Here is a 20,846-nt window from a genome sequence, read left to right as displayed (position 1 = left end):
GGCTACCTCCGGTCAGTCGTGGAAGGGGAAGAGGGGGCCGGCGCGGCGGTGCCGAGGAGGTCCCAGGCGAGCAGGCCCGCGCCCAGGCATCCGGCGGTGTCGCCGAGGGCCGCGGGGACGATGGCGGGGAGTTTCTGGAAGGTGACCCGCTGCCGGACGGCGTCCCGCAGCGGCGCGAAGAGCGTCTCGCCGGCCTCGGCGAGACCGCCGCCGATGATGAGCGTGCGCGGGTCGAGCAGGGTGAGCGCGGTCACCAGGCCGTCGGCGAGCGCGTCCACGGCCTCCTGCCACACCGCGCCGGCCCGCGCGTCGCCCGACTCCACGGCCTTGGCGCAGTCCGCCGCGTCCGCGTCCGGGTCGCCGCACGCCTTCGCCCAGGCCAGGCTGACCGCGGAGGCGGAGGCGAACCGCTCCAGGCAGCCGCGCTGGCCGCAGGGGCAGGGGGTGCCGCCGGGCCGGACGACGATGTGCCCGATCTCGCCGGCGAAGCCGTGCGCGCCCGCCTCCACCCGGCCCTCGATGCCGATGGCGCCCGCGATGCCGGTGCCCAGCGGGACGAACAGGAACCGGTCGGCGCCCTTGCCCGCGCCGAGCCGGCCCTCGCCGAGGCCGCCGGTGCGCACGTCGTGGCCGAGGGCGACGGGGGTGCCGAGCCGCTCGGCGAGCAGGTCGCGCAGGGGTACGTCGCGCCAGCCGAGGTTGGCCGAGTAGGCGGCGACGCCCCGCGCCTCGTCGACGATGCCGGGAACGGCGACGCCGGCCGCGGCGGCCGGTTCACCGAAGCGCTCGGCGCCGAGGGCGCGCAGTTCGGCGGCGAAGCCGAGGATGCCCTCGACGACGGCTTCGGGGCCGCGCTCGCGGCCGGTGGGCCGGCGCGCCTGGTGGAGCAGCAGGCCGTTCTCGTCGACCAGTGCGGCCTTCATGCCGGTGCCGCCCACATCGAGCGCGATGACGTGTCTCACGCGGAACAGTGTGGCCCTTGGACCCGGGAGAGGTCTAGTCCACTGGCCTGGTGTAGACCTATCGTGTCCACATGGTGAACGCGAGACGGTTGGGGCGGGAACGCAGTGCAGCGGCGTAGGGCAGGAATGATCGCGGCGGTGTCCGCGCTGGGCATGACCTCGGTCCTCGGCGGCTGCGGGAGCACCGGATCCTCCGACGTCACCCTCAAGCTGGTCGCCGCCGACTACGGTGACTCCTCGGCCAACGGTTCCCAGAAGTACTGGGACAAGCTGGCCCGTGACTACGAGTCCCAGCACTCCGGGGTGAAGGTCGACGTCAAGGTCTACTCCTGGACCGACGTCGACCGCAAGGTCAAGGAGATGGTCGACGCCGGGGACCCGCCGGACATGGCCCAGATCGGCGCGTACGCCGACTACGCCTCCCAGGGCCTGCTCTACAAGGCCGACGACCTGCTCTCCATAGCCGTGCAGGCCGACTTCCTCGACCAGCTCTCCGAGGCCGGGCAGGTGCGCCACCTGCAGTACGGCATCCCGTTCGCCGCCTCCACCCGCGTGCTCTTCTACAACAAGACGCTCTTCTCCCAGGCGGACCTCACCCCGCCCAGGACCTGGGACCAGCTCGCCGCCGACGCCGAGGCGCTGAAGGCCAAGGGCGTGAAGTACCCCTACGCGCTGCCGCTCGGCCCCGAGGAGGCGCAGGCCGAGACGATGCAGTGGCTGCTGAGCGGCGGCGCCGGCTACACCGACGACATCGGCACGTACACCATCAACTCCCCGCAGAACGCCGAGACGTTCACCTGGCTCAAGGACGAACTGGTCGGCAAGGGCCTGACCGGTCCCGTGGCGCCCGGCAAGCTCAACCGCGCCGACGCCTTCGACGCCTTCGCCAAGGGCCAGGTCGGCATGCTCAACGGCCACCCCACGCTGATGAAGAAGGCCACGCGGGCGGGCGTGAAGTTCGGCATGGTGCCGGTGCCGGGCAGGGACGGCACGCCCAAGGCCACCATGGGCGTCACCGACTGGATGATGGCCTTCAAGAAGGGCGGCCACAAGAAGGAGATCGGGGACTTCCTCGACTTCGTCTACAGCGAGAAGAACGTCCTGGACTTCTCCCGCGAGTACGACCTGCTGCCCGTCACCACCTCCGCCTCCGAGGCGATGGCCGCGGCCCCGCAGGACAAGAACCTGTGGCCGTTCCTCCAGGAACTGTCCCTCGCCCAGCTCTACCCGGCGGGCAAGACGTCCTGGGCGCAGGTCAGCGCCGAGGTCAAGAAGCGCATCGGCGGCACGGTCACCCCGGGCGGCGACCCCACGGGCGTCCTCAACCAGCTCCAGACCCTCGCCTCCGAGGCCGAGGCCAGGGAGAACGCGGGCTGAGCCGGGCGGAGCCGGCTCCGCCCGGCGCGTTGTCGGTGGCCGGGGTTACCGTGCCCGTATGGACGTGGACGACGACGCGGGCGGCGAGCGGGAGCCGGGTCTCGGGCTGCGGGAGCGGGAGATCCTCGCCCTGGAGCGCCGCGGCTTCACCGGCCCCGGCCTGAAGGAGCGCGCGATACGCGAGGAACTCGGGCTCTCCCCCGTCCGCTACTACCAGCTCCTCAACGCCCTGCTCGACGACACGCGCGCCCTGGCGCACGACCCGGTGACCGTCAACCGGCTGCGCCGCGTGCGTCAGGCGCGGCGGTCCGAGCGCTGAGCCGCGGCCGCCGCCGAGGAGTGGGCCCGGCCGTGTGTGGATAGGTTCGGCGTATGGGCCACGACACCGACTCGACCAACCCCGCCCCCGACGCCCCCGCCCTGCCGACGCCCGCCACGCGGGCCGGACGGGACGGGCTCGCCGCACTGCTCGCGCGGCCGGAGCGCGCGGTGATCGCGCTCGACTTCGACGGCACGCTCGCACCGATCGTGCCCGACCCGGACCAGGCCAGGGCGCACCCGGGCGCGGTGCCCGCCCTGGCCGCGCTCGCCCCGAAGGTGGCCGCCGTGGTGGTGGTCACCGGCCGCCCCGCCGGGGTGGCGGTGCGGCACGGCGGCTTCGCCGGCGTCCCCGGCCTGGACCACCTCGTCGTCCTCGGCCACTACGGCGCCGAACGCTGGGACGCGGCCACCGGCACCGTCACCGCCCCGGCCCCGCACCCCGGCGTCGCCGCCGTCCGCGCCGAGCTGCCCGGCTTCCTGGACCGGATCGGTGCCTGGCGGGGCACCTGGATCGAGGAGAAGGGCCGCTCCCTGGCCGTGCACACCCGGCGCGCCGAGGACCCCCAGGCCGCCTTCGACGCCCTGCGCGGGCCCCTCGCCGACCTGGCCGCCCGCCACGGGCTGATCGTCGAACCCGGCCGGATGGTCCTCGAACTGCGCCCGCCGGGCATGGACAAGGGCGTCGCCCTCCTGGACCTCGTCCGCGGCCTCGGCGCGGGCTCCGTCCTCTACGCCGGGGACGACCTCGGCGACCTGCCCGCCTTCACCGCCGTGGAGAAGCTCCGCTCCGACGGCCTGCCGGGCGTCCTGGTGTGCAGCGGCAGCGCGGAGGTGACCGAACTGTCCGAGCGGGCCGACCTGGTGGTCCCGGGCCCGGCGGGAGTGGTGGAACTCCTCGGTGCCCTGGCGGCGCACGCCTGAGCCCCGGGGCCGGCGCGGGCGCCCGGGGCGGTGGAGGACCGGGTCAGCCCGCGTTCAGCTCGTGCAGCTGGTCCAGGAACCACTGGGCCGGCGGGAGCGCGGTGGCCGCCGCGGCCAGGCGGCCCGTCCGCTCGGACCGCTCCGTGCCGGGCATGCTCAGCGCCTCGTGCAGCGCCGCCGCCGTGCCCGCCACGTCGTACGGGTTCACCACCAGCGCGTCCTCGCCCAGCTCGGCGTACGCGCCCGCCTCCCGCGACAGCACCAGCGCGCACCCCGAGTCGGAGATCACCGGTACCTCCTTGGCGACCAGGTTCATTCCGTCCCGGATGGGGTTGACCAGCGCCACGTCCGCGATCCGGTAGGCCGCCAGCGAGCGGGCGAAGTCGTCCTTGACGTGCAGGACGACCGGCGTCCACCCGGGCGTGCCGAACCGCTCGTTGATCTCCTCCGCCAGCCGCCGCACCTCGGCCGTGTACTCCCGGTAGACGGCGAGGTCCTGCCGTGAGGGGTAGGCGAAGGCGACGTGCACCACCCGTTCGCGCCACTCGGGGCGGTCCTGGAGCAGCTGCCGGTACGCCAGCAGCCCGCGCACGATGTTCTTCGACAGCTCGGTGCGGTCCACCCGGACGATCGTCCGGCGGGCCCCGCCGTCCGGGGCGGCGCCGATCTCCTCGCGCAGCGCCGCCATCCGCTCCTTGACGTCGGCCCGGTGCGAGCGCTCGCGCAGGAACTCCGCGTCCGCGCCCAGCCCGTGCACCCCGACGCGGGTGCCGCCGAGCCCGCCGGCCAGCGTCTCGCAGCACTGCGCGAAGGCGTCCGCCCACCGCTGGGTGAGGAAGCCGAGCCGGTCCGCGCCCAGCATGCCGCGCAGCACCTGCCCGGCGATGTCGTCGGGGAGCATCCGGAAGTAGTCCACGGGCGCCCACGGCGTGTGCGAGAAGTGCCCGATCCGCAGATCCGGCCGGAAATCGCGCAGCATGCCCGGGACCAGCGTGAGGTGGTAGTCCTGCACGAGCACGGCCGCGCCCTCGGCGGCCTCCTCGGCCAGCGCCTCGGCGAACGCCCGGTTGTAGGCCTCGTACGAGGCCCACTGGCGCCGGAACTCCGCGTCGAAGACGGGCTCCAGCGGGGTCTGGTAGAGCATGTGGTGGACGAACCACAGCACCGAGTTGGCGATGCCGTTGTAGGCGTCGGAGAAGACGTCCGGGGCGATGTCGAGCATCCGGACCCGCTGGCCGCCGGTGTCCTCGGCCGGCAGCCGCCGGCCGTCCTCGAAGCGCCGTACGGCCTCCCGGTCGGCGTCGCCGAGCGCGGCGCACACCCAGACCGCGCCCGCGTCCGGGCCGATCGCGGAGAGACCGGAGACCAGCCCGCCGCCGCCGCGTTTCGCGTGCAGGGAGCCGTCCTCGCGCAGCTCGTACGAAACCGGTCCGCGATTGGACGCGACCAGCACTTCGGCACCGTGCGTTGCAGCCATGGTCCTCAACCTAGCCCGGCTCTCGAACGCTCAAACGTACGCGGCGGCGGCCCGCCCCCGCCGCGGGTCCGGTCCCGGCCACCCGTCCGGCGGCGGCCCGCACCCGGGCCCGGTCACCCGCGCGGCGGCCCGCGCCAGGGCCCGGACACCGTCCCGCGGCCGCTTCCGGCCGGGCCACCCGTTCCGGGGCGCCGGTGCAGGTTGGGGCCGGCCGCCCGGCGGCGCGCGCCAGGTACCGGCCGCCGGCCCGGCGGCGCGCGCCAGGTACCGGTCATCGCCGCACGGCCGCGCGCACCGGGTCCCGGCCCCTCCGGCGGCCGGGTGCGGGTTCAGGTCACCCGGCCGGCGGACCGCACCGGGTGCTGGCGATGGACCCCGCGGCCCCGCCTCGGGTCAGGCCACCCGGCGGGCCGCGTACTCCGCGATCTCCGTCATCGGGGGGCGTTCCTCGGTGTCCACCGAGTACGTACGCGGCTCGAAGCCGTCCGCGCCCCGCTCGAACTGCGTGAGCGAGGGGCGGAGCAGGTGGCCGCGGGCCAGGCGGAGCTGGGCCGTGCGGTAGATCGCGGCGGACATCCGGCCGAGCGCCTGCCCGTCCTGGTGGCGGTGGATGCGCTCGCCCACGTCCACCTGGGCGAGCGCGTCCAGGCCGACCAGGTGCAGCGCGTCGACGAGCATGCCCAGCTCGACGCCGTAACCGACGGGGAACGGCAGTTGCTCCAGCAGCGAGCGGCGGGCCGCGTACTCACCGCCGAGCGGCTGCACGAATCCGGCCAGCTGCGGCCAGTGCATGTTGAGCAGCGGCCGGGCCATCAGCTCCGTGACCCGGCCGCCCTGCCCGGCGGCGGTGCCCAGGGGGCGGTCGTACATCGCCTTGACCAGCTGCACCTCCGGATCGGTGAGCAGCGGCCCGACGATGCCGGTGACGAAGCCGGCGGAGAACTCCCGCAGGTCGGCGTCGACGAAGCAGACGACGTCCCCGCGGGTCACCAGCAGCGAGCGCCACAGCACCTCGCCCTTGCCGGGCACCGCGGGGATGCGGGGGAGGATCGTGTCACGGTGCACCACCCGGGCGCCCGCCGCGGCGGCCACCGCCGAGGTCCGGTCGGTGGAGCCGGAGTCGACCACGACGAGTTCGTCGACCAGCGGGGCCCGCGCCATCAGATCGCGGCGGATCACGGAGACGATGTCGCCGACCGTCTCCTCCTCGTTCAGCGCGGGCAGCACGACGCTGACCGAGGAGCCGCTCGCGCGTTTGGCGGCCAGCACGCCGTCGAGCGGCCGATCGGCGGCGGACCAGGACCGTGTCCTCAGCCAGCGCTCGACTTCTTCCAGCACGGTCGGTGACTCCTCACTCGGATCGCTGCGGCCCGCTGCCCGGCCCGGATCACATCATCGTGTGACCTGTCTCGCGGTTCGGACGACCGTCTCGCCCTGTCCTGGCCGTCGGTTACAGTCTTGAACAACGCGGACGACGCTCGCATGCCGGGGTCGCCGCGACCTGCCGGCGCGTGATCGCGCAGCAGGACACAACAGCAGGACCACAACCGAATACCGCTCATCCAGAGGGGCAGAGGGACACGGCCCGATGAAGCCCCGGCAACCCTCCAGCCGGTCTCGTACCGACGGATCGCTGTACGTCAGCCGTCCGCTCGCCACCGCGGGGCTCCCGGCTAGGGAAGGTGCCAAATCCGTCTCACGGCGAGATGCGTCGTGAGGAAGATGAGGAGAAAGGGCCTCGCCTCCATGGCTGTGCAGACAGTTGCCACCAGCACCGACACCCCCTCCGTCGATCTCGGCCCCGCCGCCGCGCTCAGCTGCCGCGAGTGCGGTCACCGCGTGCCGCTGGGCCCGGTCTTCGCCTGCGAGGAGTGTTTCGGCCCGCTGGAGATCGCCTACGACTTCTCGGGCTACGACACCGAGGAACTGCGCAAGAGGATCGAGGCCGGTCCCGCGAACATCTGGCGCTACGCCCCGCTGCTGCCCGTCCCCGCCGACGTGGCCGGCAAGCCGAACCTCAACCCCGGCTGGACCAAGCTCGTCCAGGCGGACCACCTCGCCGCCGAACTCGGCGTCGACGCCGGCAGGCTCTTCGTCAAGGACGACTCCGGCAACCCGACGCACTCCTTCAAGGACCGCGTCGTCGCCCAGGCCCTGGAGGCCGCCCGCGCCTTCGGCTTCACCACCCTGTCCTGCTCCTCCACCGGCAACCTGGCCGGCGCCGTCGGCGCCGCCGCCGCCCGCGCCGGCCTGCGCTCGTGCGTGTTCATCCCGCACGACCTGGAGCAGGGCAAGGTCGTCATGGCCGCGATCTACGGCGGCGAGCTCGTCGGCATCGAGGGCAACTACGACGACGTGAACCGTTTCTGCTCCGAGCTGATCGGCGACCCGGCCGGCGAGGGCTGGGGCTTCGTCAACGTCAACCTGCGGCCGTACTACGCCGAGGGCTCCAAGACGCTGGCGTACGAGATCTGCGAGCAGCTCGGCTGGCGGCTGCCGGACCAGATCGTCGTCCCGATCGCCTCCGGCTCGCAGCTCACCAAGGTCGACAAGGGCCTGCGCGAGCTGATCGCGCTCGGGCTGGTCGAGGACAAGCCCTACAAGATCTTCGGTGCGCAGGCCGAGGGCTGCTCGCCGGTGTCCACCGCCTTCAAGGCCGGGCACGACGTCGTCCGGCCGCAGAAGCCGGACACCATCGCCAAGTCCCTCGCCATCGGCAACCCCGCCGACGGGCCGTACGTGCTGGACATCGCGCGCCGCACCGGCGGAGCGGTGGAGGATGTGACGGACGCGCAGATCGTCGACGCGATCAAGCTGCTCGCCCGCACCGAGGGGATCTTCGCGGAGACCGCGGGCGGTGTGACGGTCGGTGTCACGAAGAAGCTGATCGAGGCCGGCGTCCTCGACCCGGCGAAGACCACCGTCGTCCTGAACACGGGTGACGGCCTGAAGACCCTGGACGCGGTGGCCGGCACCGGTCTGACCGCCACCATCCGCCCGACCCTGGACTCCTTCCGAGAGGCTGGCCTCGCATCATGAGCGTGACCGTTCGCATCCCCACCATCCTGCGCACCTACACCGGCGGACAGGCCGAGGTGAGCGCCGAGGGCGCCACGCTCGCCGATGTCATCTCCGACCTGGAGAAGAACCACACGGGCATCGCCGCACGCGTCCTGGACGACCAGGGCAGGCTGCGCCGCTTCGTCAACGTCTACGTCAACGACGACGACGTGCGTTTCGAGCAGGGCCTGCAGACGGCGACCCCGGACGGCGCCGGCGTCTCGATCATCCCGGCGGTCGCCGGCGGCTGACCATTACCGTAGGTAATGGCGATCACCGAGCGTGCCGTGAATTGCCCCCTCCGCGAGAGAAGCGGAGGGGGCAATTCCATGTGATTGAGCGCGGTAGAGTTGGGGAACGCGCCCCTGATCTTCGGGATGAGCGCCTGTTGATTCCTGCCGCCCGCCGATGAGAAGCAGCCAAAATGCGCGGGTATTCTGCGGCATTTGTCTTACTTTGTGGGGCCCGACTTGCCCTGAGATCGACTGAATTCTCGGCACATTCCGGAACGCTCCCGCCCGGAATTCTCGTCCGATTGACCTGTTGCAGACGGCAGTTGGACAGATACATTCAGCCGCGGTCGACGCGTTCCGGCGCACGCCCCCGATCCACGGGGGGTGAGGTCTGACCCGGATCCGCGAAGTGCGGATCTGTGCAAGGGCCAGTAATAGGGGAGTTAGGCATGGCTCAGGGCACCGTCAAGTGGTTCAACGCGGAGAAGGGGTACGGCTTCATCGCGGTCGACGGTGGTGCGGACGTCTTCGTCCACTACAGCGCGATCCAGATGGACGGCTACCGCACGCTGGAAGAGGGCCAGCGGGTCGAGTTCGAGATCTCGCAGGGCCAGAAGGGCCCGCAGGCCGACATGGTTCGCGTCACCGCCTGAACGTACGTCACGCGAAGGGCCCGCACCTCCACGGGGGTGTGGGCCCTTCGCGCGTCCCCGCCCGCCCGGCGCCCGCCCGGCGCGGTCCCCGTTCGCCCCCGGCTGATCCGGTACAGGTACACCCCGCAGGCGCTTGCACTCGACCATGCCGAGTGCTAATCATTGCGTTAGCACTCTGAAGGTGAGAGTGACAACGAAGGACCGGGTCGGTGAGGCCCGCAGGCCGTGTGGGGCAAGGAACCACGAGGCCGGCGAGCCGTCCGTCGCGGGCGCGGGCGCGGTCCGAAGGAATCACCCCCAGTCCTGGAGGGACCACTTCACATGGCCAAGATCATCGCGTTCGACGAGGAGGCGCGGCGCGGCCTCGAGCGCGGCATGAACCAGCTCGCGGACGCCGTCAAGGTGACGCTCGGCCCCAAGGGTCGCAACGTCGTCCTCGAGAAGAAGTGGGGCGCGCCCACGATCACCAACGATGGTGTCTCCATCGCCAAGGAGATCGAGCTCGAGGACCCGTACGAGAAGATCGGCGCCGAGCTGGTCAAGGAAGTCGCCAAGAAGACGGACGACGTCGCCGGCGACGGTACGACCACCGCGACCGTGCTCGCCCAGGCCCTGGTCCGTGAGGGCCTGCGCAACGTGGCCGCCGGCGCCAACCCGATGGCCCTGAAGCGCGGTATCGAGAAGGCCGTCGAGGCCGTCTCCGCCGCCCTGCTCGACCAGGCCAAGGAGGTCGAGACCAAGGAGCAGATCGCCTCCACCGCCTCCATCTCCGCCGCCGACACCCAGATCGGCGAGCTGATCGCCGAGGCCATGGACAAGGTCGGCAAGGAAGGCGTCATCACCGTCGAGGAGTCGCAGACCTTCGGTCTGGAGCTCGAGCTCACCGAGGGCATGCGCTTCGACAAGGGCTACATCTCCGCCTACTTCGCGACCGACATGGAGCGCATGGAGGCGGTGCTCGAGGACCCGTACATCCTCATCGCCAACTCCAAGATCTCCTCGGTCAAGGACCTGCTCCCGCTCCTGGAGAAGGTCATGCAGTCGGGCAAGCCGCTGCTGATCATCGCCGAGGACGTCGAGGGCGAGGCCCTGTCGACCCTGGTCGTCAACAAGATCCGCGGCACCTTCAAGTCCGTCGCCGTCAAGGCCCCGGGCTTCGGCGACCGCCGCAAGGCCATGCTCGGCGACATCGCCATCCTCACGGGCGGCGAGGTCATCTCCGAGGAGGTCGGCCTCAAGCTGGAGAACGCCACCCTCGACCTGCTGGGCAAGGCCCGCAAGGTCGTCATCACCAAGGACGAGACCACCATCGTCGACGGTGCCGGCTCCTCGGAGCAGGTGGGCGGCCGCGTCAACCAGATCCGCGCCGAGATCGAGAACAGCGACTCCGACTACGACCGCGAGAAGCTCCAGGAGCGCCTGGCCAAGCTCGCGGGCGGCGTGGCCGTCATCAAGGCCGGTGCCGCCACCGAGGTGGAGCTGAAGGAGCGCAAGCACCGCATCGAGGACGCCGTGCGCAACGCCAAGGCGGCCGTCGAGGAGGGCATCGTCGCCGGTGGTGGCGTGGCCCTGCTGCAGGCCTCCCAGGTGTTCGAGAAGCTGGAGCTGGAGGGCGACGAGGCCACCGGTGCCGCCGCCGTCAAGCTGGCGCTCGAGGCCCCGCTGAAGCAGATCGCCGTCAACGCCGGCCTCGAGGGCGGTGTCGTGGTGGAGAAGGTGCGCAACCTGACCCCGGGCCACGGCCTGAACGCCGCGACCGGCGAGTACGTCGACCTGGTCGCCGAGGGCATCATCGACCCGGCCAAGGTGACGCGCTCCGCGCTGCAGAACGCCGCGTCGATCGCCGCGCTGTTCCTCACCACCGAGGCCGTCATCGCCGACAAGCCGGAGAAGGCCGCCGCGGCCGCTCCGGGCGGCATGCCGGGCGGTGACATGGACTTCTGATCCCGCGCGGATCAGGCTCGTCCTTGCCGAGGGCGGCACTCCCTGGAGACAGGGGGTGCCGCCCTCGGGCGTGTCCGGGGCGGCACCCCGCCCGGAAGACGGAGGCGGTGGCTCTTTCACATACCATTCGGTATGCATACCGCCCGGTATGCAGCCGGCAGGTCTTCACCGTCCTTCCGAGGAGCCCCCCGTATGACCGTCACCACCACCCCCGGCCCCGTCCCCGGACCGGAGTCCGCCTCCCGGGCGGCCCGCGTCCTCTCCCGTCCCGTCACCCTGAACGGCCTGACCGTCCCCAACCGGATAGTCATGGCCCCGATGACCCGCCGGTTCTCGCCGGGCGGTGTCCCGGGCGAGGACGTGCGCTCCTACTACGCCCGCCGGGCCGCCGCCGGGGTGGGCCTCATCGTCACCGAGGGCACGTACGTCGGGCACCCCTCGGCGGGGGAGAGCAGCAGGGTGCCGCGCTTCCACGGGGAGGAGCAGCTCGCGGCCTGGGAGAAGGTCGCCGGGGCCGTGCACGCGGAGGGCGGCGCGATCGTCCCCCAGCTGTGGCACATCGGCATGGTCCGCCGGGAGGGACGGCCGCCCTTCCCGGACGCGCCCCCGGTCGGCCCGTCCGGGCTGCGTCCGGACGGCACCGAGGGCGGCCGGGCGATGACGCGGACCGACCTGGACGACGTCATCGGGGCCTTCGCCGAGGCGGCGGGCGCGGCGCAGCGCCTCGGCTTCGACGGGGTGGAGATCCACGGCGCCCACGGCTACCTGCTGGACCAGTTCCTGTGGGCCGGCACCAACCGCCGTACGGACGCCTACGGCGGTGATCCGGTGGCCCGGACCAAGTTCGCGGCGGAGGTCGTCGAGGCGGTCCGCGCGGCCGTCTCGCCCTCCTTCCCGGTCCTCTTCCGCTACTCGCAGTGGAAGCAGGACGCCTACGACGCCCGGCTCGCCGGGACGCCGCAGGAACTGGAGGCGATCCTGGCCCCGCTGGCGGCGGCCGGGGTGGACGCCTTCCACGCCTCCACCCGCCGGTACTGGCTCCCCGAGTTCGAGGGCTCCGACCTCAACCTGGCGGGCTGGACGAAGAAACTCACCGGCAGGCCGGTCGTCACCGTCGGCTCGGTCGGCCTCCAGGGCGGCGACTTCCTCCGGGGCCTGCGGGGGGAGGGCGCCGCGGTCGGCGGCATCGACAACCTGCTGGACCGGATGGAGCGCGAAGAGTTCGACATGGTCGCCGTGGGCCGGGCGCTGCTCCAGGATCCCGAGTGGGCGGCGAAGGTGCTCACCGGCCGCACCGCGGACCTGAAGCCGTTCGACGCGGCGGCACTGACCACACTGAGCTGACCCGCGCGGGACCCGCCCCGCCACCGCGGCAGGCCCGGCGCGGGCCGTCGGGGAGGGGGGCGGGCTCCGGGCGCGTGCCGGACGAAGGGCCTGATTTTTCGCTTGCTTAAGTCAATCAAATCGAATTATGGTTGCTTGAGTCAAGTACCCAGCGCTCCCCGGAGACCTCTTCCATGTCCGACGGACCTGCCCGGCCCACCGCGGCCGGGGCCCTGCCCAGACCCAACGCCATCGTGGCCGTCCTGGCCTTCGGCGGCATCGTGGTCTCGCTGATGCAGACCCTGGTGATCCCGATCGTCTCTCAGCTGCCGAAGCTGCTGGACGCCTCCGCGTCGGACGCCGCCTGGGTCGTCACCGCCACACTGCTCGCCGCCGCCGTCGCCACCCCGGTGACGGGCCGCCTCGGCGACATGTACGGCAAGCGCCGCATGCTGCTGGTCAGCCTGGTCATGCTGGTGATCGGCTCGGTCACCGCCGCGCTCAGCGACTCCCTGGCCCCGATGGTCGTCGGGCGCGCCCTGCAGGGTCTGGCCTCCGGTGTGATCCCGCTCGGCATCAGCATCATGCGCGACGAACTGCCCGCCGAGCGGCTCGGTTCGGCGACCGCGATGATGAGCGCCTCGCTCGGTGTCGGCGGCGCCCTCGGTCTGCCCGCCGCCGCGGTCATCGCCGAGAACTTCGACTGGCACGTCCTGTTCTGGGCCTCGGCGGCCCTGGGCGCCGTCGCGGCCGTCCTCGTGCTGCTGCTCGTACCTCGGTCGCGGGTGCGCTCCGGCGGCCGTTTCGACGCCGTGGGCGCCGTCGGCATGGCGGCGGGGCTGATGTGTCTGCTCCTGGCGGTCTCCAAGGGAGCCGACTGGGGCTGGGGCAGCGGCCGGACGCTGGGCCTGTTCGCCGCGGCCGTCGTGGTCCTGCTCGCCTGGGGCGCCTTCGAGCTGCGCGTCCCGGCCCCGCTGGTGGACCTGCGCACCACCGCCCGCCGCCAGGTGCTGATGACCAACCTGGCCTCCATCGCGATCGGCTTCGCGATGTTCTCCATGTCCCTGGTCATCCCGCAGCTGCTCCAGCTGCCCGCGCAGACCGGTTACGGGCTCGGCAAGTCGCTGCTCACCACCGGCCTCGTCATGGCCCCGTCCGGGCTGGTGATGATGGCGGTGGCCCCGTTCTCGGCCTCCCTGTCCCGGGCCCGCGGGCCCAAGGTCACCCTGATGACCGGCGCCCTCGTCGTGGCCGCCGGGTACGGCCTGAACATCGTCCTCATGGACCAGGTGTGGCACTTCGTGCTGGCGCCCTGCGTCATCAGCGCGGGCATCGGCTTCACCTACGGGGCGATGCCCACGCTCATCATGAGCGCCGTGCCCGCCTCCGAGACGGGCGCGGCCAACAGCCTCAACACGCTGATGCGGTCCATCGGCACGTCGACCGCCAGTGCGGTCGCCGGTGTGGTCCTCGCCCACCTCACCACGCGTTTCGGCCCCTACGCGCTGCCCTCGGAGAACGGTTTCCGCACCGTCCTGGCGCTGGGCGCGGGCGCCGCCCTGCTCGGCTTCCTCATCGCCGCCTTCATCCCGGGCCGGGGCGCGGCCGCGGCGCCCGCGCCGGTGGCGGCGGCCGGAGAGGCCAAGGCGCCCGGGGTGAAAGCCTGACCCGGGAGTGAGGAGGTGGGCCGCGAGTGAAGTCCTGAACCGTCGGTGAAGATCCGGGCCGGCAGTGAAGGCCTGGGCCGGGAACGGGGCGCCGGCCCAGCGTCCCGGCCCGCCCCTCACCCGGCCCCGCGACCTACAGGTTGCCCATCGGTTCGATGTCCGTCCGTACCGGGGTGCCCCAGACGCGTACCACCTCGTAGTCGGTGAACTCGTGCACCAGCCGGTAGGCCGTCGCCGCGCGGGGGGAGCGCTGCTGGGCCGCGAGGAACAGCTCCGCCTCGCGCCGTTCCCGGCGCGGGGTGCCGCACAGCTGCCACTCCCGGCCGTTCCACAGCTCCGGCAGCCAGCGCTGCTGGGCCTGGGGACGGTCCTCGCGCACGCCGTAGCGGGTGGGGGCGCTCTCGCCGGACGCCGAGCCGGCCGGCCGGCGCGGGCCGCCGTCGTACTGGGCCCGGCGGGCGGCACGGCGCCGGGTCTCGCACAACAGGCACAGGTCGGGCGCGTCCTGGTCGACGGGCCCGCCGGGGTGCTCGGCGCACCGGGTGGCGGGCCTGTCCTGCGAGACGCTCTCCTCCAGCAGGTCGAGCGCCCGCCGCAGATCCGTCTTGATCTCGTGCAGCCGGGCGTCCGGGGTCTCGGCGTTCAGCTCCTCGCCGTGCTCCCCGACCACTCGCAGGGCCCGCCCGAGCGCCGTCAGCTGTGCGTGGTTCATACCGGCCAGCGTCGCACACGGCACCGCCCGGGCGGCGGCCCCCCGGGGTGGTCAGCCCATGCTCTTCGCGCCGTCCAGCGCCTCGCGGATGATGTCGGCGTGACCGGCGTGCTGCGCGGTCTCGGCGATGATGTGCAGCAGCACCCGGCGGGCCGACCAGCGCGTGTCGGCCTCGAACCAGGGGGCCTCGGGCAGCGGCTGCTCGGCGCCGAGGTCGGGCAGGGAGGCGACCAGCTCGTCGGTGCGGCGGGCCGCCTCCGCGTAGGCCGCCCGCACCCCCTCCAGGGTGTCACCGGGCAGCATGCGGAAATCGTCCGCGCGCCGGGCGAAGTCCTCCTCGGTCATGGCGGTGAAGTCGGGCATCGCGGAGGGGCCCTGCACGATGAACGCCGACCACATGCTCTCGACCGAGGTGACGTGCTTGATCAGGCCGCCCAGGCACAGCTCGCTGGTGGTGGTGCGCCGGCCGGCCTGCTCGTCGGTGAGGTCGCGGGTGGTGAAGGTCAGGAAGTGACGCTGCTTGGCCAGCGCCTGCAGCAGGTCCGCGCGCTCACCGGTGACGGCCGGCGCGGCGGGGGTGGTGCCGGCGTTCTGCGTCGTCTCGCTCATGGTCTCGGCCTTCCGCCAGAGTTCTGTTCCCTCGGTCGACGACCACGGTACGGACGATCTAGGTCGGGACATGTCCTACACGACCGTGTCCTACACGACGCCGGCGCTCCTGCCGTCCTCCGGCCGCGGCTCCGCCTCGACGGCCGCCAGCGCGGCCCGCAGATGACCGCCCGACCGGGTGAGCAGACGGGCCGCGGCCGGGCCGTCGACCCCGGAGAGCAGGACCAGGATGGCGTCCTTCACCTCGCCGTCCGTGGCCGTCAGCGCCCGCTCGATCTCCTCGTCCGGCGCGCCCGTGGCCAGGGCGACGATCCGCCGGGAGCGGGCGCGCAGTTTGTCGTTGGAGGCGCGCACGTCGACCATCAGGTTCCCGTACGTCTTGCCCAGGCGGATCATCGTGATCGTCGAGAGCATGTTCAGGACGAGCTTCTGGGCCGTGCCCGCCTTCAGCCGGGTGGAGCCGGTGAGGAGTTCGGGTCCGGCGACGATCTCGATGCCGTGCTCGGCGGCGGCGGCCAGCGGGCTGTGCGCGTTGCAGGCCAGACCGATGGTCAGCGCGCCCAGCGCGCGGGCGTGCTCGACCGCGCCGATCGCGTAGGGGGTGCGGCCGGAGGCCGAGATGCCGACCACCGTGTCGTCGGGGCCGAGGCCGAGGGCGTCGAGGGCCTCCACGGCCAGCTCCCGGGAGTCCTCCGCGCCCTCGACGGAGGTCACCATCGCCTCCGGACCGCCCGCGATGAGACCGACGACCTGCCCCGGGCCGGTGTTGAAGGTCGGCGGGCACTCGGAGGCGTCGAGCACCCCGAGCCGCCCGGCGGTGCCCGCGCCCGCGTAGACCAGCCGGCCGCCGCGCGCCATCCGCTCGGCGACCGCGTCGATCGCGGCGGCGATCTGCGGCAGCCGCTCGGCGACGGCGGCGGGCACGGCCGCGTCCTCGGCGTTCATGAGCCGCGCGATCTCCAGCGTGGGCAGCCGGTCGATCTCGGACAGTTCAGGACGGAACGCCTCGGTCGTCAGCGACTCCAGCTCGGCGCGCAACTGACGGTAGGGGGAGGGGGAGGTCATGAGGGGTGGCTCTCTCCGTGCGGTACGGGTGCGGTGGGGCGGGCGGTGCCGGGGCGGGCGGTGGTCACGAGCGCTGGGAGCCGCCCCGCGGACTGTGGCGGTGCGCCAGCGCCTCGTACGACGCCGCCAGCGCCGGTGCCGCCGTCTCGTACGTCCGCTGGGCCACCCCGACGAACAGGCAGTCCACGACGAGCAGTTGGCTGGTCCGGGAGGACATCGCGGCCGGGCGCAGCTCGCTCTCCCGGGACGTGGCGGTGGTCAGCACGTGGTCGGCGTACTGGGTGACGGGCGCGTCGGGGCGGCCGGTGATGGCGACGGTGGTCGCGCCGCGCTCGAAGGCCGCCCGCAGCGGTTCGATCACGTCCCCGGTCGAGCCCGAGTGGGTGATCGCGATGGCGACGTCGCCCGTGCGCAGTTGCACCGCGTTGGTGACGGCCAGATGCGGGTCGCTGTGCCCGTGCGCTATCAGCCCTATGCGCAGCAGCTTCTGGGTGAGGTCCTGGGCGACCAGGCCGGAGGCCCCGATGCCGTACACGTCGGTGCGGCGGGCGGCGGCCAGGGCGGCGACGGCCGCGCCGAGCTGGACCGTGTCCAGTCCGGCGGCCGTGTCGGCGAGGGTCTGCTGCTCCTCGTAGGCGAGTTTGGCGACGACGTCCGCGATGGGGTCGTCGACGGCGATGTCGGTGGTGATGGCGGGGGCGCGGCCGGACTGCTGCTGGGCGGCGAGGCCCGCGAGCGCGAGGCGCAGGTCGCGGTAGCCGGGGTAGCCGAGCAGCCGGGCGGTCCGTACGACCGTCGCCTCGCTGGTGCCGGTCAGTTCGGCGAGGCCGGTGACGGTCAGGGCCGCGCAGCCGGCCGGGTCGTGGGCCACGGCTTCGGCGACGCGCTGCATGGAGCGGGTCATGGACGGCGCGAGGGTGCGTACCTTGGCCGCGAGGGCGGCGGGCGCGGGAGGCGTGAGGCCTGCGGCGGCGCCCGAACCTGCGAAAATTTCCTTCACGTCCTGGGTCACGTATGAAAGATATTTTCTGTCCGGGTCCGCGGTCAAGGGCGCGCACATGCGCACCCGGGCGCGGGCGCGCGCACCCCGGCACGGGCGTGCGCACAATGGAGCCATGGAATCCCTCAGCCCGCTGGAGCAGGCCCTGCACGCCGCCCGTGCCCTCGTGCTCGCCGATCTCGTCGCCGGCCAGGTCGCCGAGGCGGACGTGGTCTCGCTCGTGGAGGACTCCGTGGCCCAGCGCCGCTGGTGGGTGGAGCAGTGGCCGGACGGGGCGCGGTACGTGGCCGGCCTGGTCGCCCAGGACGTCCAGGACGCCCTGCTGGAGCGCTACGGCCGCTGGCCCCTGTGCCCGGTGTGCGGCTACGGCGACCCGCACGCCCTCGACGTCGAACCCGAACTCGGCCCCGATCCGCACTGGGTGTGCGCGCAGGCGGGCGTGAAGGTCGCGCCGGTGGGCGCGCTGGCGCAGGCGATCGGCGGGAAGACGTCCTCGTGAGCCCCGTCCGTGGCACGGTGGCGCCGTGACCGTCTACATCGACCCGCCGTCCTGGCCAGGACACGGCCGCCTGTGGTCCCACCTCGTCAGCGACGACTCCTACGACGAACTGCACGGGTTCGCCGTCGCGTTGGGCGTGCCGGAGCGTGCCTTCGAACGCGACCACTACGACCTGCCCGCCCACCGCTACCCGGACGCGGTGGCGGCCGGCGCGGTCGAGGTCAGCAGCCGCGAGGTGGTGCGGCTGCTGCACGCGGCGGGGCTGCGCCGCCGCAAACGCCGCCTTCAGGAGCCGAGTTCGTAGGTGAACTGCTCGGCGTCCCCGCCCGCCCGGACGTACCCGGCGCGGGTGACCACCCCCTGGGAGGGCACGTTGGCCCGGTCCACCGTCGCGATCAGCCGCCGTACGTCGTCGCGGGCCAGCGCCCACGCCGACAGGGCGCGCAGCGCTTCGGTGGCGTAACCGTGGCCGCGGGCTGACGCGACGAGGCTGTACCCGACCTCGGCGCGTCCCTGCTCGTCGGGCGCGCCGTGGAAGCCCATGGCCCCGACCGCGCCCCCGTCCTCGCGCCGTACCAGCACGAACATCCCGAACTCGGGCCGGTGCGTCCCGCTCTCGTACGCCTTCACGATCATCCCGGCCGCGTCCTGCGTGCCCTCGTAGGGGCCGCTCTCGATCCACGGGAACCCGCCGTCCCCGCCCGCGTGCAGGTCACGTGCGGCGGCCGGGGTGACGCCCTCCAGGACGAGCCGCCCGGCGGGGAGCACGAGCGGGTTGCTCCACCGCCACCCGCCGACCGGCGCCCGGCCGGGCAGCTCGCCGCGCCCGGTGGCCCACAGCAGGGTCGGCCAGGGGGCCGGTCCCGGCCGGACGTGCGGGAAGAGCCGCGTCAGCAGGTCCTCGCACAGCCCGGCCGGCGGCTCGTAGGCCAGTCCCAGGCCCTCGGCGATGTCGTGCGTGTGCAGCAGCACCTCGGCGACGCCCATCGCGGCGAAGCCCTCGCGGTTCGCGCTGCGGAACGGGTACGGATGGAACGCGCGCACCTCGCGGGGCGTGGTCCGTACGGCCGCGGAGAGCAGCCTGCCGGTCGCCTCGATCACCTCCAGGGCGCCCGTGTTGTCCGTGCCCTCGTCGAGGGTGATCTCGAACGGCACGTACGCGTTCTGCGCCCGGCCCGCCAACTGCCCGGCGTAGGAGATGAGGTCGCCCGCGACATGCTCGGCCGTCCGCCGGCAGCTCCACTCCAGGCGCCCGGCCCGTACCCCCTCCCAGTCCCGGTCCGCCGCCGTCCGCAGCACCGCCACGGCGCCCGCGACGGCCTGCTCCACCTCGTCCCCGCCCCATGCCTTCATACGGCGCAGGGTAGGCGCCCCGGCCGCCTCACGACGACAGCATTTCCAGCTCGGAGGCGAGGTTGTAGCGGGCCGTGGCCTCCCAGTGGCGCTGGCCGTAGGGGGTGCGGAACAGCAGGGGCCGGCCGAGCAGCCGGCGCACGATCTCCGCGCGGCCCTCGCGGAAGGCGTCGCCGGGGACGAAGTGGTACTCGGCGCGGACCGCGGCCGTGTAGGCGGCGTACGCCGACGGGGGCGCGGCCAGGATCGCCAGGTCGGCGTCGCACAGGACCTGGCCGTCGCTGTCGTCGCCGGCCGGGTCGTGGCCGACGGTGAGGCGGACCAGCCGGGCCACCTCGGCCGTCTTGTGCGCCGGGACGCCGGCCTCGGCCAGCGCCCGCTCGGCCAGCCGCGCCGACCGCTCCTCGTTCTCGGAGCGTTCGGGCAGGTAGACGGCGTCGTGGAACCAGGCGGCCAGCCGGACGGTGTCCGGATCGTCGGCGTACTCCTCCAGTACGTCGACGTGGTCGAGGACCGCGGTGAGGTGGGTGAGCGTGTGGTAGTGCCGCTGCGGCTCCCGCCAGCGGCCGAGCAGGTTGTCGGCGTACGGCACCGGGTCCGGTCCGCCACCGGGGCCACGGGCGCCGTCGAGGGCGCGGGTCCATCGGATGCGCAGGGCTTCGATGTCGACGTGATCGGCCATGGCGCCATTGTCCTGCGCGATCCGCCCCGCCGAAGGGGGAGCCGGACATCTTCGCGCGAGGGGTTCTGCGCCGGGGGGCCCGTTCGGCGTACCCTGATATTGGACTAGACCTGTCAAGCCCCACGGCATCCGAGGAAAGGGGTCCTATGAGCATGCGTGCAGTCCTGGAGGTGATCGCCCTCGACGCCGAGGACGCGGTCGCCGCCCAGGCCGGAGGCGCGGACCGCCTCGAGCTGGTCACCGACATGGCGGCCGACGGGCTGACCCCGCCGGTGGCGACCGTCGCCGCGATCCGCGCCGCCGTCGACATCCCGCTGCGCGTGATGGTGCGGCTCGCGGACGGCTTCGCCGCGGGCGGTGCCCAGGGCGTGGACAGGCTGGCAGGGGTCGTGCGCGACATGCGGGCCGAGGGCGCCGAGGAGTTCGTGCTCGGGTTCCTCGGCGCGGACGGCCTGGTGGACATGACGGCCGTGGAAGCCGTGGTCGGTGCCCTGGACGGATGCCCGTGGACCTTCCACCGGGCGATCGACAACTCCGCGGACCGGGACGCCGTGCGCAAGCAGCTGGACGGGCTGCCGGGCCTGGACACGTACCTGACCGCGGGCGCGGCGGGCGGTGTGGACGCGGGGCTGCCCACCCTGGTCGCCGAGGCGGCCCGCGCCGGCCGGCCCGGCTACGAACAGCGGATCATGGTCGGCGGCGGCCTGCGCCTGGAGCACCTGCCGCCGCTGCGCGCCGCCGGGATCGACGCCTTCCACATCGGCGGCGCGGCCCGCTCCGGCGGGTGGGCCGGCGCGGTGTGCGCGGACGCGGTCGCGCAGTGGCGGTCGGTGCTGGACGGGCAGAACGCCGAGCAGCTCGCGGTGTAGGCCGCCGGACCGGCGGTGCCCCGGCCGGACGGCGGGTGCCGTGCCCGGGGCGGCGGGGCCGGGTGTTCGGTGCGCGCGGCGGTGTCCGGGGCCGGGGGAGCGGCGCGGGCGGTGATGGC

The 20,846-nt window shown here is 73.2% G+C and carries 21 protein-coding genes and 1 riboswitch; of the genes, 12 read left to right on the top strand and 9 right to left on the bottom strand.

What is annotated here, in order from left to right; genetic code table 11:
• Positions 1–2: 2 nt before the first annotated feature.
• Positions 3–962 (bottom strand): ROK family protein, encoded by a 960-nt coding sequence (locus tag IG64_RS17270; RefSeq protein ID WP_078884054.1) that lies wholly within the window; start codon positions 960–962, stop codon positions 3–5.
• A 126-nt stretch (positions 963–1,088) separates the two neighbouring features.
• On the opposite strand from IG64_RS17270, the gene IG64_RS17265 reads away from it, so the two are divergent.
• Genes IG64_RS17265 through otsB form a run of 3 tightly spaced genes read left to right on the top strand, consistent with a single transcriptional unit; the run spans position 1,089 to position 3,581 of the window.
• Positions 1,089–2,339, top strand: coding sequence for an ABC transporter substrate-binding protein (locus IG64_RS17265; protein WP_037857014.1), 1,251 nt, complete (start codon positions 1,089–1,091; stop codon positions 2,337–2,339).
• A 58-nt stretch (positions 2,340–2,397) separates the two neighbouring features.
• The gene (locus IG64_RS17260; RefSeq protein ID WP_037857011.1) at positions 2,398–2,658 is read left to right on the top strand and encodes a DUF3263 domain-containing protein; all 261 of its coding nucleotides are present in this window, start codon (positions 2,398–2,400) and stop codon (positions 2,656–2,658) included.
• A gap of 53 nt (positions 2,659–2,711) precedes the next feature.
• Positions 2,712–3,581, top strand: coding sequence for a trehalose-phosphatase (otsB, locus tag IG64_RS17255; RefSeq protein WP_037857008.1), 870 nt, complete (start codon positions 2,712–2,714; stop codon positions 3,579–3,581).
• A 43-nt stretch (positions 3,582–3,624) separates the two neighbouring features.
• Here otsB and IG64_RS17250 read toward each other — a convergent pair whose 3' ends face one another.
• Together IG64_RS17250 and IG64_RS17245 are read right to left on the bottom strand one after the other, a co-directional pair.
• Positions 3,625–5,058: an alpha,alpha-trehalose-phosphate synthase (UDP-forming) gene (locus IG64_RS17250; protein ID WP_037857002.1), complete on the bottom strand. Its 1,434-nt coding sequence runs from the start codon at positions 5,056–5,058 to the stop codon at positions 3,625–3,627.
• Positions 5,059–5,451: 393 nt separating this feature from the next.
• Entirely contained in the window at positions 5,452–6,396 is a 945-nt protein-coding gene (locus IG64_RS17245) for a glucosyl-3-phosphoglycerate synthase (RefSeq protein ID WP_037856998.1), read from the bottom strand.
• 217 nt (positions 6,397–6,613) lie between these two features.
• Positions 6,614–6,787, top strand: a riboswitch (SAM riboswitch).
• A gap of 17 nt (positions 6,788–6,804) precedes the next feature.
• On the opposite strand from IG64_RS17245, the gene thrC reads away from it, so the two are divergent.
• From thrC to IG64_RS17215, 6 genes are all read left to right on the top strand, one after another.
• A complete protein-coding gene (gene thrC, locus IG64_RS17240) occupies positions 6,805–8,097 on the top strand; it encodes a threonine synthase (RefSeq protein ID WP_037856995.1) in 1,293 nt (430 codons plus the stop codon).
• Entirely contained in the window at positions 8,094–8,369 is a 276-nt protein-coding gene (locus IG64_RS17235) for a MoaD/ThiS family protein (protein ID WP_037856994.1), read from the top strand. The genes thrC and IG64_RS17235 overlap by 4 nt, the downstream gene beginning before the upstream one ends.
• Before the next feature lie 431 nt (positions 8,370–8,800).
• Positions 8,801–9,004, top strand: a complete 204-nt coding sequence (locus tag IG64_RS17230) for a cold-shock protein (RefSeq protein ID WP_004986573.1) — start codon at positions 8,801–8,803, stop codon at positions 9,002–9,004.
• Positions 9,005–9,325: 321 nt separating this feature from the next.
• Positions 9,326–10,948 carry a chaperonin GroEL gene (gene groL, locus IG64_RS17225; protein ID WP_037856993.1) on the top strand — a complete coding sequence of 541 codons (1,623 nt, stop codon included), beginning with the start codon at positions 9,326–9,328 and terminating at the stop codon, positions 10,946–10,948.
• Between the two features lie 192 nt (positions 10,949–11,140).
• The gene (locus IG64_RS17220; protein WP_037856991.1) at positions 11,141–12,292 is read left to right on the top strand and encodes an NADH:flavin oxidoreductase; all 1,152 of its coding nucleotides are present in this window, start codon (positions 11,141–11,143) and stop codon (positions 12,290–12,292) included.
• 173 nt (positions 12,293–12,465) lie between these two features.
• Entirely contained in the window at positions 12,466–13,938 is a 1,473-nt protein-coding gene (locus tag IG64_RS17215; protein ID WP_037856984.1) for an MFS transporter, read from the top strand.
• Positions 13,939–14,071: 133 nt separating this feature from the next.
• Here the strand turns inward: IG64_RS17215 and IG64_RS17210 are convergent, their stop codons facing one another.
• The 4 genes from IG64_RS17210 to IG64_RS17195 form a co-directional block, all read right to left on the bottom strand.
• The gene (locus IG64_RS17210) at positions 14,072–14,650 is read right to left on the bottom strand and encodes a hypothetical protein (protein WP_037856982.1); all 579 of its coding nucleotides are present in this window, start codon (positions 14,648–14,650) and stop codon (positions 14,072–14,074) included.
• A 51-nt stretch (positions 14,651–14,701) separates the two neighbouring features.
• Positions 14,702–15,259, bottom strand: coding sequence for a DinB family protein (locus tag IG64_RS17205; RefSeq protein WP_051812995.1), 558 nt, complete (start codon positions 15,257–15,259; stop codon positions 14,702–14,704).
• A 90-nt stretch (positions 15,260–15,349) separates the two neighbouring features.
• A complete protein-coding gene (gene murQ / locus IG64_RS17200; RefSeq protein WP_051812993.1) occupies positions 15,350–16,324 on the bottom strand; it encodes an N-acetylmuramic acid 6-phosphate etherase in 975 nt (324 codons plus the stop codon).
• Between the two features lie 64 nt (positions 16,325–16,388).
• Positions 16,389–17,336 (bottom strand): MurR/RpiR family transcriptional regulator, encoded by a 948-nt coding sequence (locus IG64_RS17195; RefSeq protein ID WP_037856979.1) that lies wholly within the window; start codon positions 17,334–17,336, stop codon positions 16,389–16,391.
• A 103-nt stretch (positions 17,337–17,439) separates the two neighbouring features.
• On the opposite strand from IG64_RS17195, the gene IG64_RS17190 reads away from it, so the two are divergent.
• Both IG64_RS17190 and IG64_RS17185 read left to right on the top strand, forming a co-directional pair.
• On the top strand, positions 17,440–17,823 hold the full coding sequence (locus IG64_RS17190; RefSeq protein ID WP_037856978.1) for a hypothetical protein: 384 nt from the start codon (positions 17,440–17,442) through the stop codon (positions 17,821–17,823).
• Between the two features lie 25 nt (positions 17,824–17,848).
• The gene (locus tag IG64_RS17185; protein ID WP_037856975.1) at positions 17,849–18,127 is read left to right on the top strand and encodes a DUF4031 domain-containing protein; all 279 of its coding nucleotides are present in this window, start codon (positions 17,849–17,851) and stop codon (positions 18,125–18,127) included.
• Here IG64_RS17185 and IG64_RS17180 read toward each other — a convergent pair.
• A complete protein-coding gene (locus tag IG64_RS17180; protein WP_199811606.1) occupies positions 18,109–19,176 on the bottom strand; it encodes a GNAT family N-acetyltransferase in 1,068 nt (355 codons plus the stop codon). The two genes, IG64_RS17185 and IG64_RS17180, sit on opposite strands and share 19 nt — an antisense overlap.
• A gap of 28 nt (positions 19,177–19,204) precedes the next feature.
• A complete protein-coding gene (locus IG64_RS17175; RefSeq protein ID WP_037856973.1) occupies positions 19,205–19,858 on the bottom strand; it encodes a hypothetical protein in 654 nt (217 codons plus the stop codon).
• A gap of 146 nt (positions 19,859–20,004) precedes the next feature.
• Here IG64_RS17175 and IG64_RS17170 point away from each other — a divergent pair, with 146 nt between their 5' ends.
• A complete protein-coding gene (locus IG64_RS17170; RefSeq protein ID WP_037856969.1) occupies positions 20,005–20,727 on the top strand; it encodes a copper homeostasis protein CutC in 723 nt (240 codons plus the stop codon).
• Positions 20,728–20,846 lie beyond the last annotated feature (119 nt).

The organism is Streptomyces sp. NRRL S-340 (assembly GCF_000720185.1).
In the GTDB taxonomy this organism is placed as follows: Bacteria; Actinomycetota; Actinomycetes; order Streptomycetales; family Streptomycetaceae; genus Streptomyces.
Note: the sequence above shows the minus strand (reverse complement) of the source record. Positions and strands in the feature narration are given on the sequence as shown.

Coding starts and splice junctions, on each gene's coding strand:
- IG64_RS17265 (WP_037857014.1), top strand. CDS start 1,089: ATGATCGCGGCGGTGTCCGCGCTGGGCATGACCTCGGTCCTCGGCGGC.
- IG64_RS17260 (WP_037857011.1), top strand. CDS start 2,398: ATGGACGTGGACGACGACGCGGGCGGCGAGCGGGAGCCGGGTCTCGGG.
- otsB (WP_037857008.1), top strand. CDS start 2,712: ATGGGCCACGACACCGACTCGACCAACCCCGCCCCCGACGCCCCCGCC.
- IG64_RS17250 (WP_037857002.1), bottom strand. CDS start 5,058: ATGGCTGCAACGCACGGTGCCGAAGTGCTGGTCGCGTCCAATCGCGGA.
- thrC (WP_037856995.1), top strand. CDS start 6,805: ATGGCTGTGCAGACAGTTGCCACCAGCACCGACACCCCCTCCGTCGAT.
- IG64_RS17235 (WP_037856994.1), top strand. CDS start 8,094: ATGAGCGTGACCGTTCGCATCCCCACCATCCTGCGCACCTACACCGGC.
- IG64_RS17230 (WP_004986573.1), top strand. CDS start 8,801: ATGGCTCAGGGCACCGTCAAGTGGTTCAACGCGGAGAAGGGGTACGGC.
- groL (WP_037856993.1), top strand. CDS start 9,326: ATGGCCAAGATCATCGCGTTCGACGAGGAGGCGCGGCGCGGCCTCGAG.
- IG64_RS17220 (WP_037856991.1), top strand. CDS start 11,141: ATGACCGTCACCACCACCCCCGGCCCCGTCCCCGGACCGGAGTCCGCC.
- IG64_RS17215 (WP_037856984.1), top strand. CDS start 12,466: ATGTCCGACGGACCTGCCCGGCCCACCGCGGCCGGGGCCCTGCCCAGA.
- IG64_RS17210 (WP_037856982.1), bottom strand. CDS start 14,650: ATGAACCACGCACAGCTGACGGCGCTCGGGCGGGCCCTGCGAGTGGTC.
- IG64_RS17205 (WP_051812995.1), bottom strand. CDS start 15,259: ATGAGCGAGACGACGCAGAACGCCGGCACCACCCCCGCCGCGCCGGCC.
- murQ (WP_051812993.1), bottom strand. CDS start 16,324: ATGACCTCCCCCTCCCCCTACCGTCAGTTGCGCGCCGAGCTGGAGTCG.
- IG64_RS17190 (WP_037856978.1), top strand. CDS start 17,440: ATGGAATCCCTCAGCCCGCTGGAGCAGGCCCTGCACGCCGCCCGTGCC.
- IG64_RS17180 (WP_199811606.1), bottom strand. CDS start 19,176: ATGAAGGCATGGGGCGGGGACGAGGTGGAGCAGGCCGTCGCGGGCGCC.
- IG64_RS17175 (WP_037856973.1), bottom strand. CDS start 19,858: ATGGCCGATCACGTCGACATCGAAGCCCTGCGCATCCGATGGACCCGC.
- IG64_RS17170 (WP_037856969.1), top strand. CDS start 20,005: ATGAGCATGCGTGCAGTCCTGGAGGTGATCGCCCTCGACGCCGAGGAC.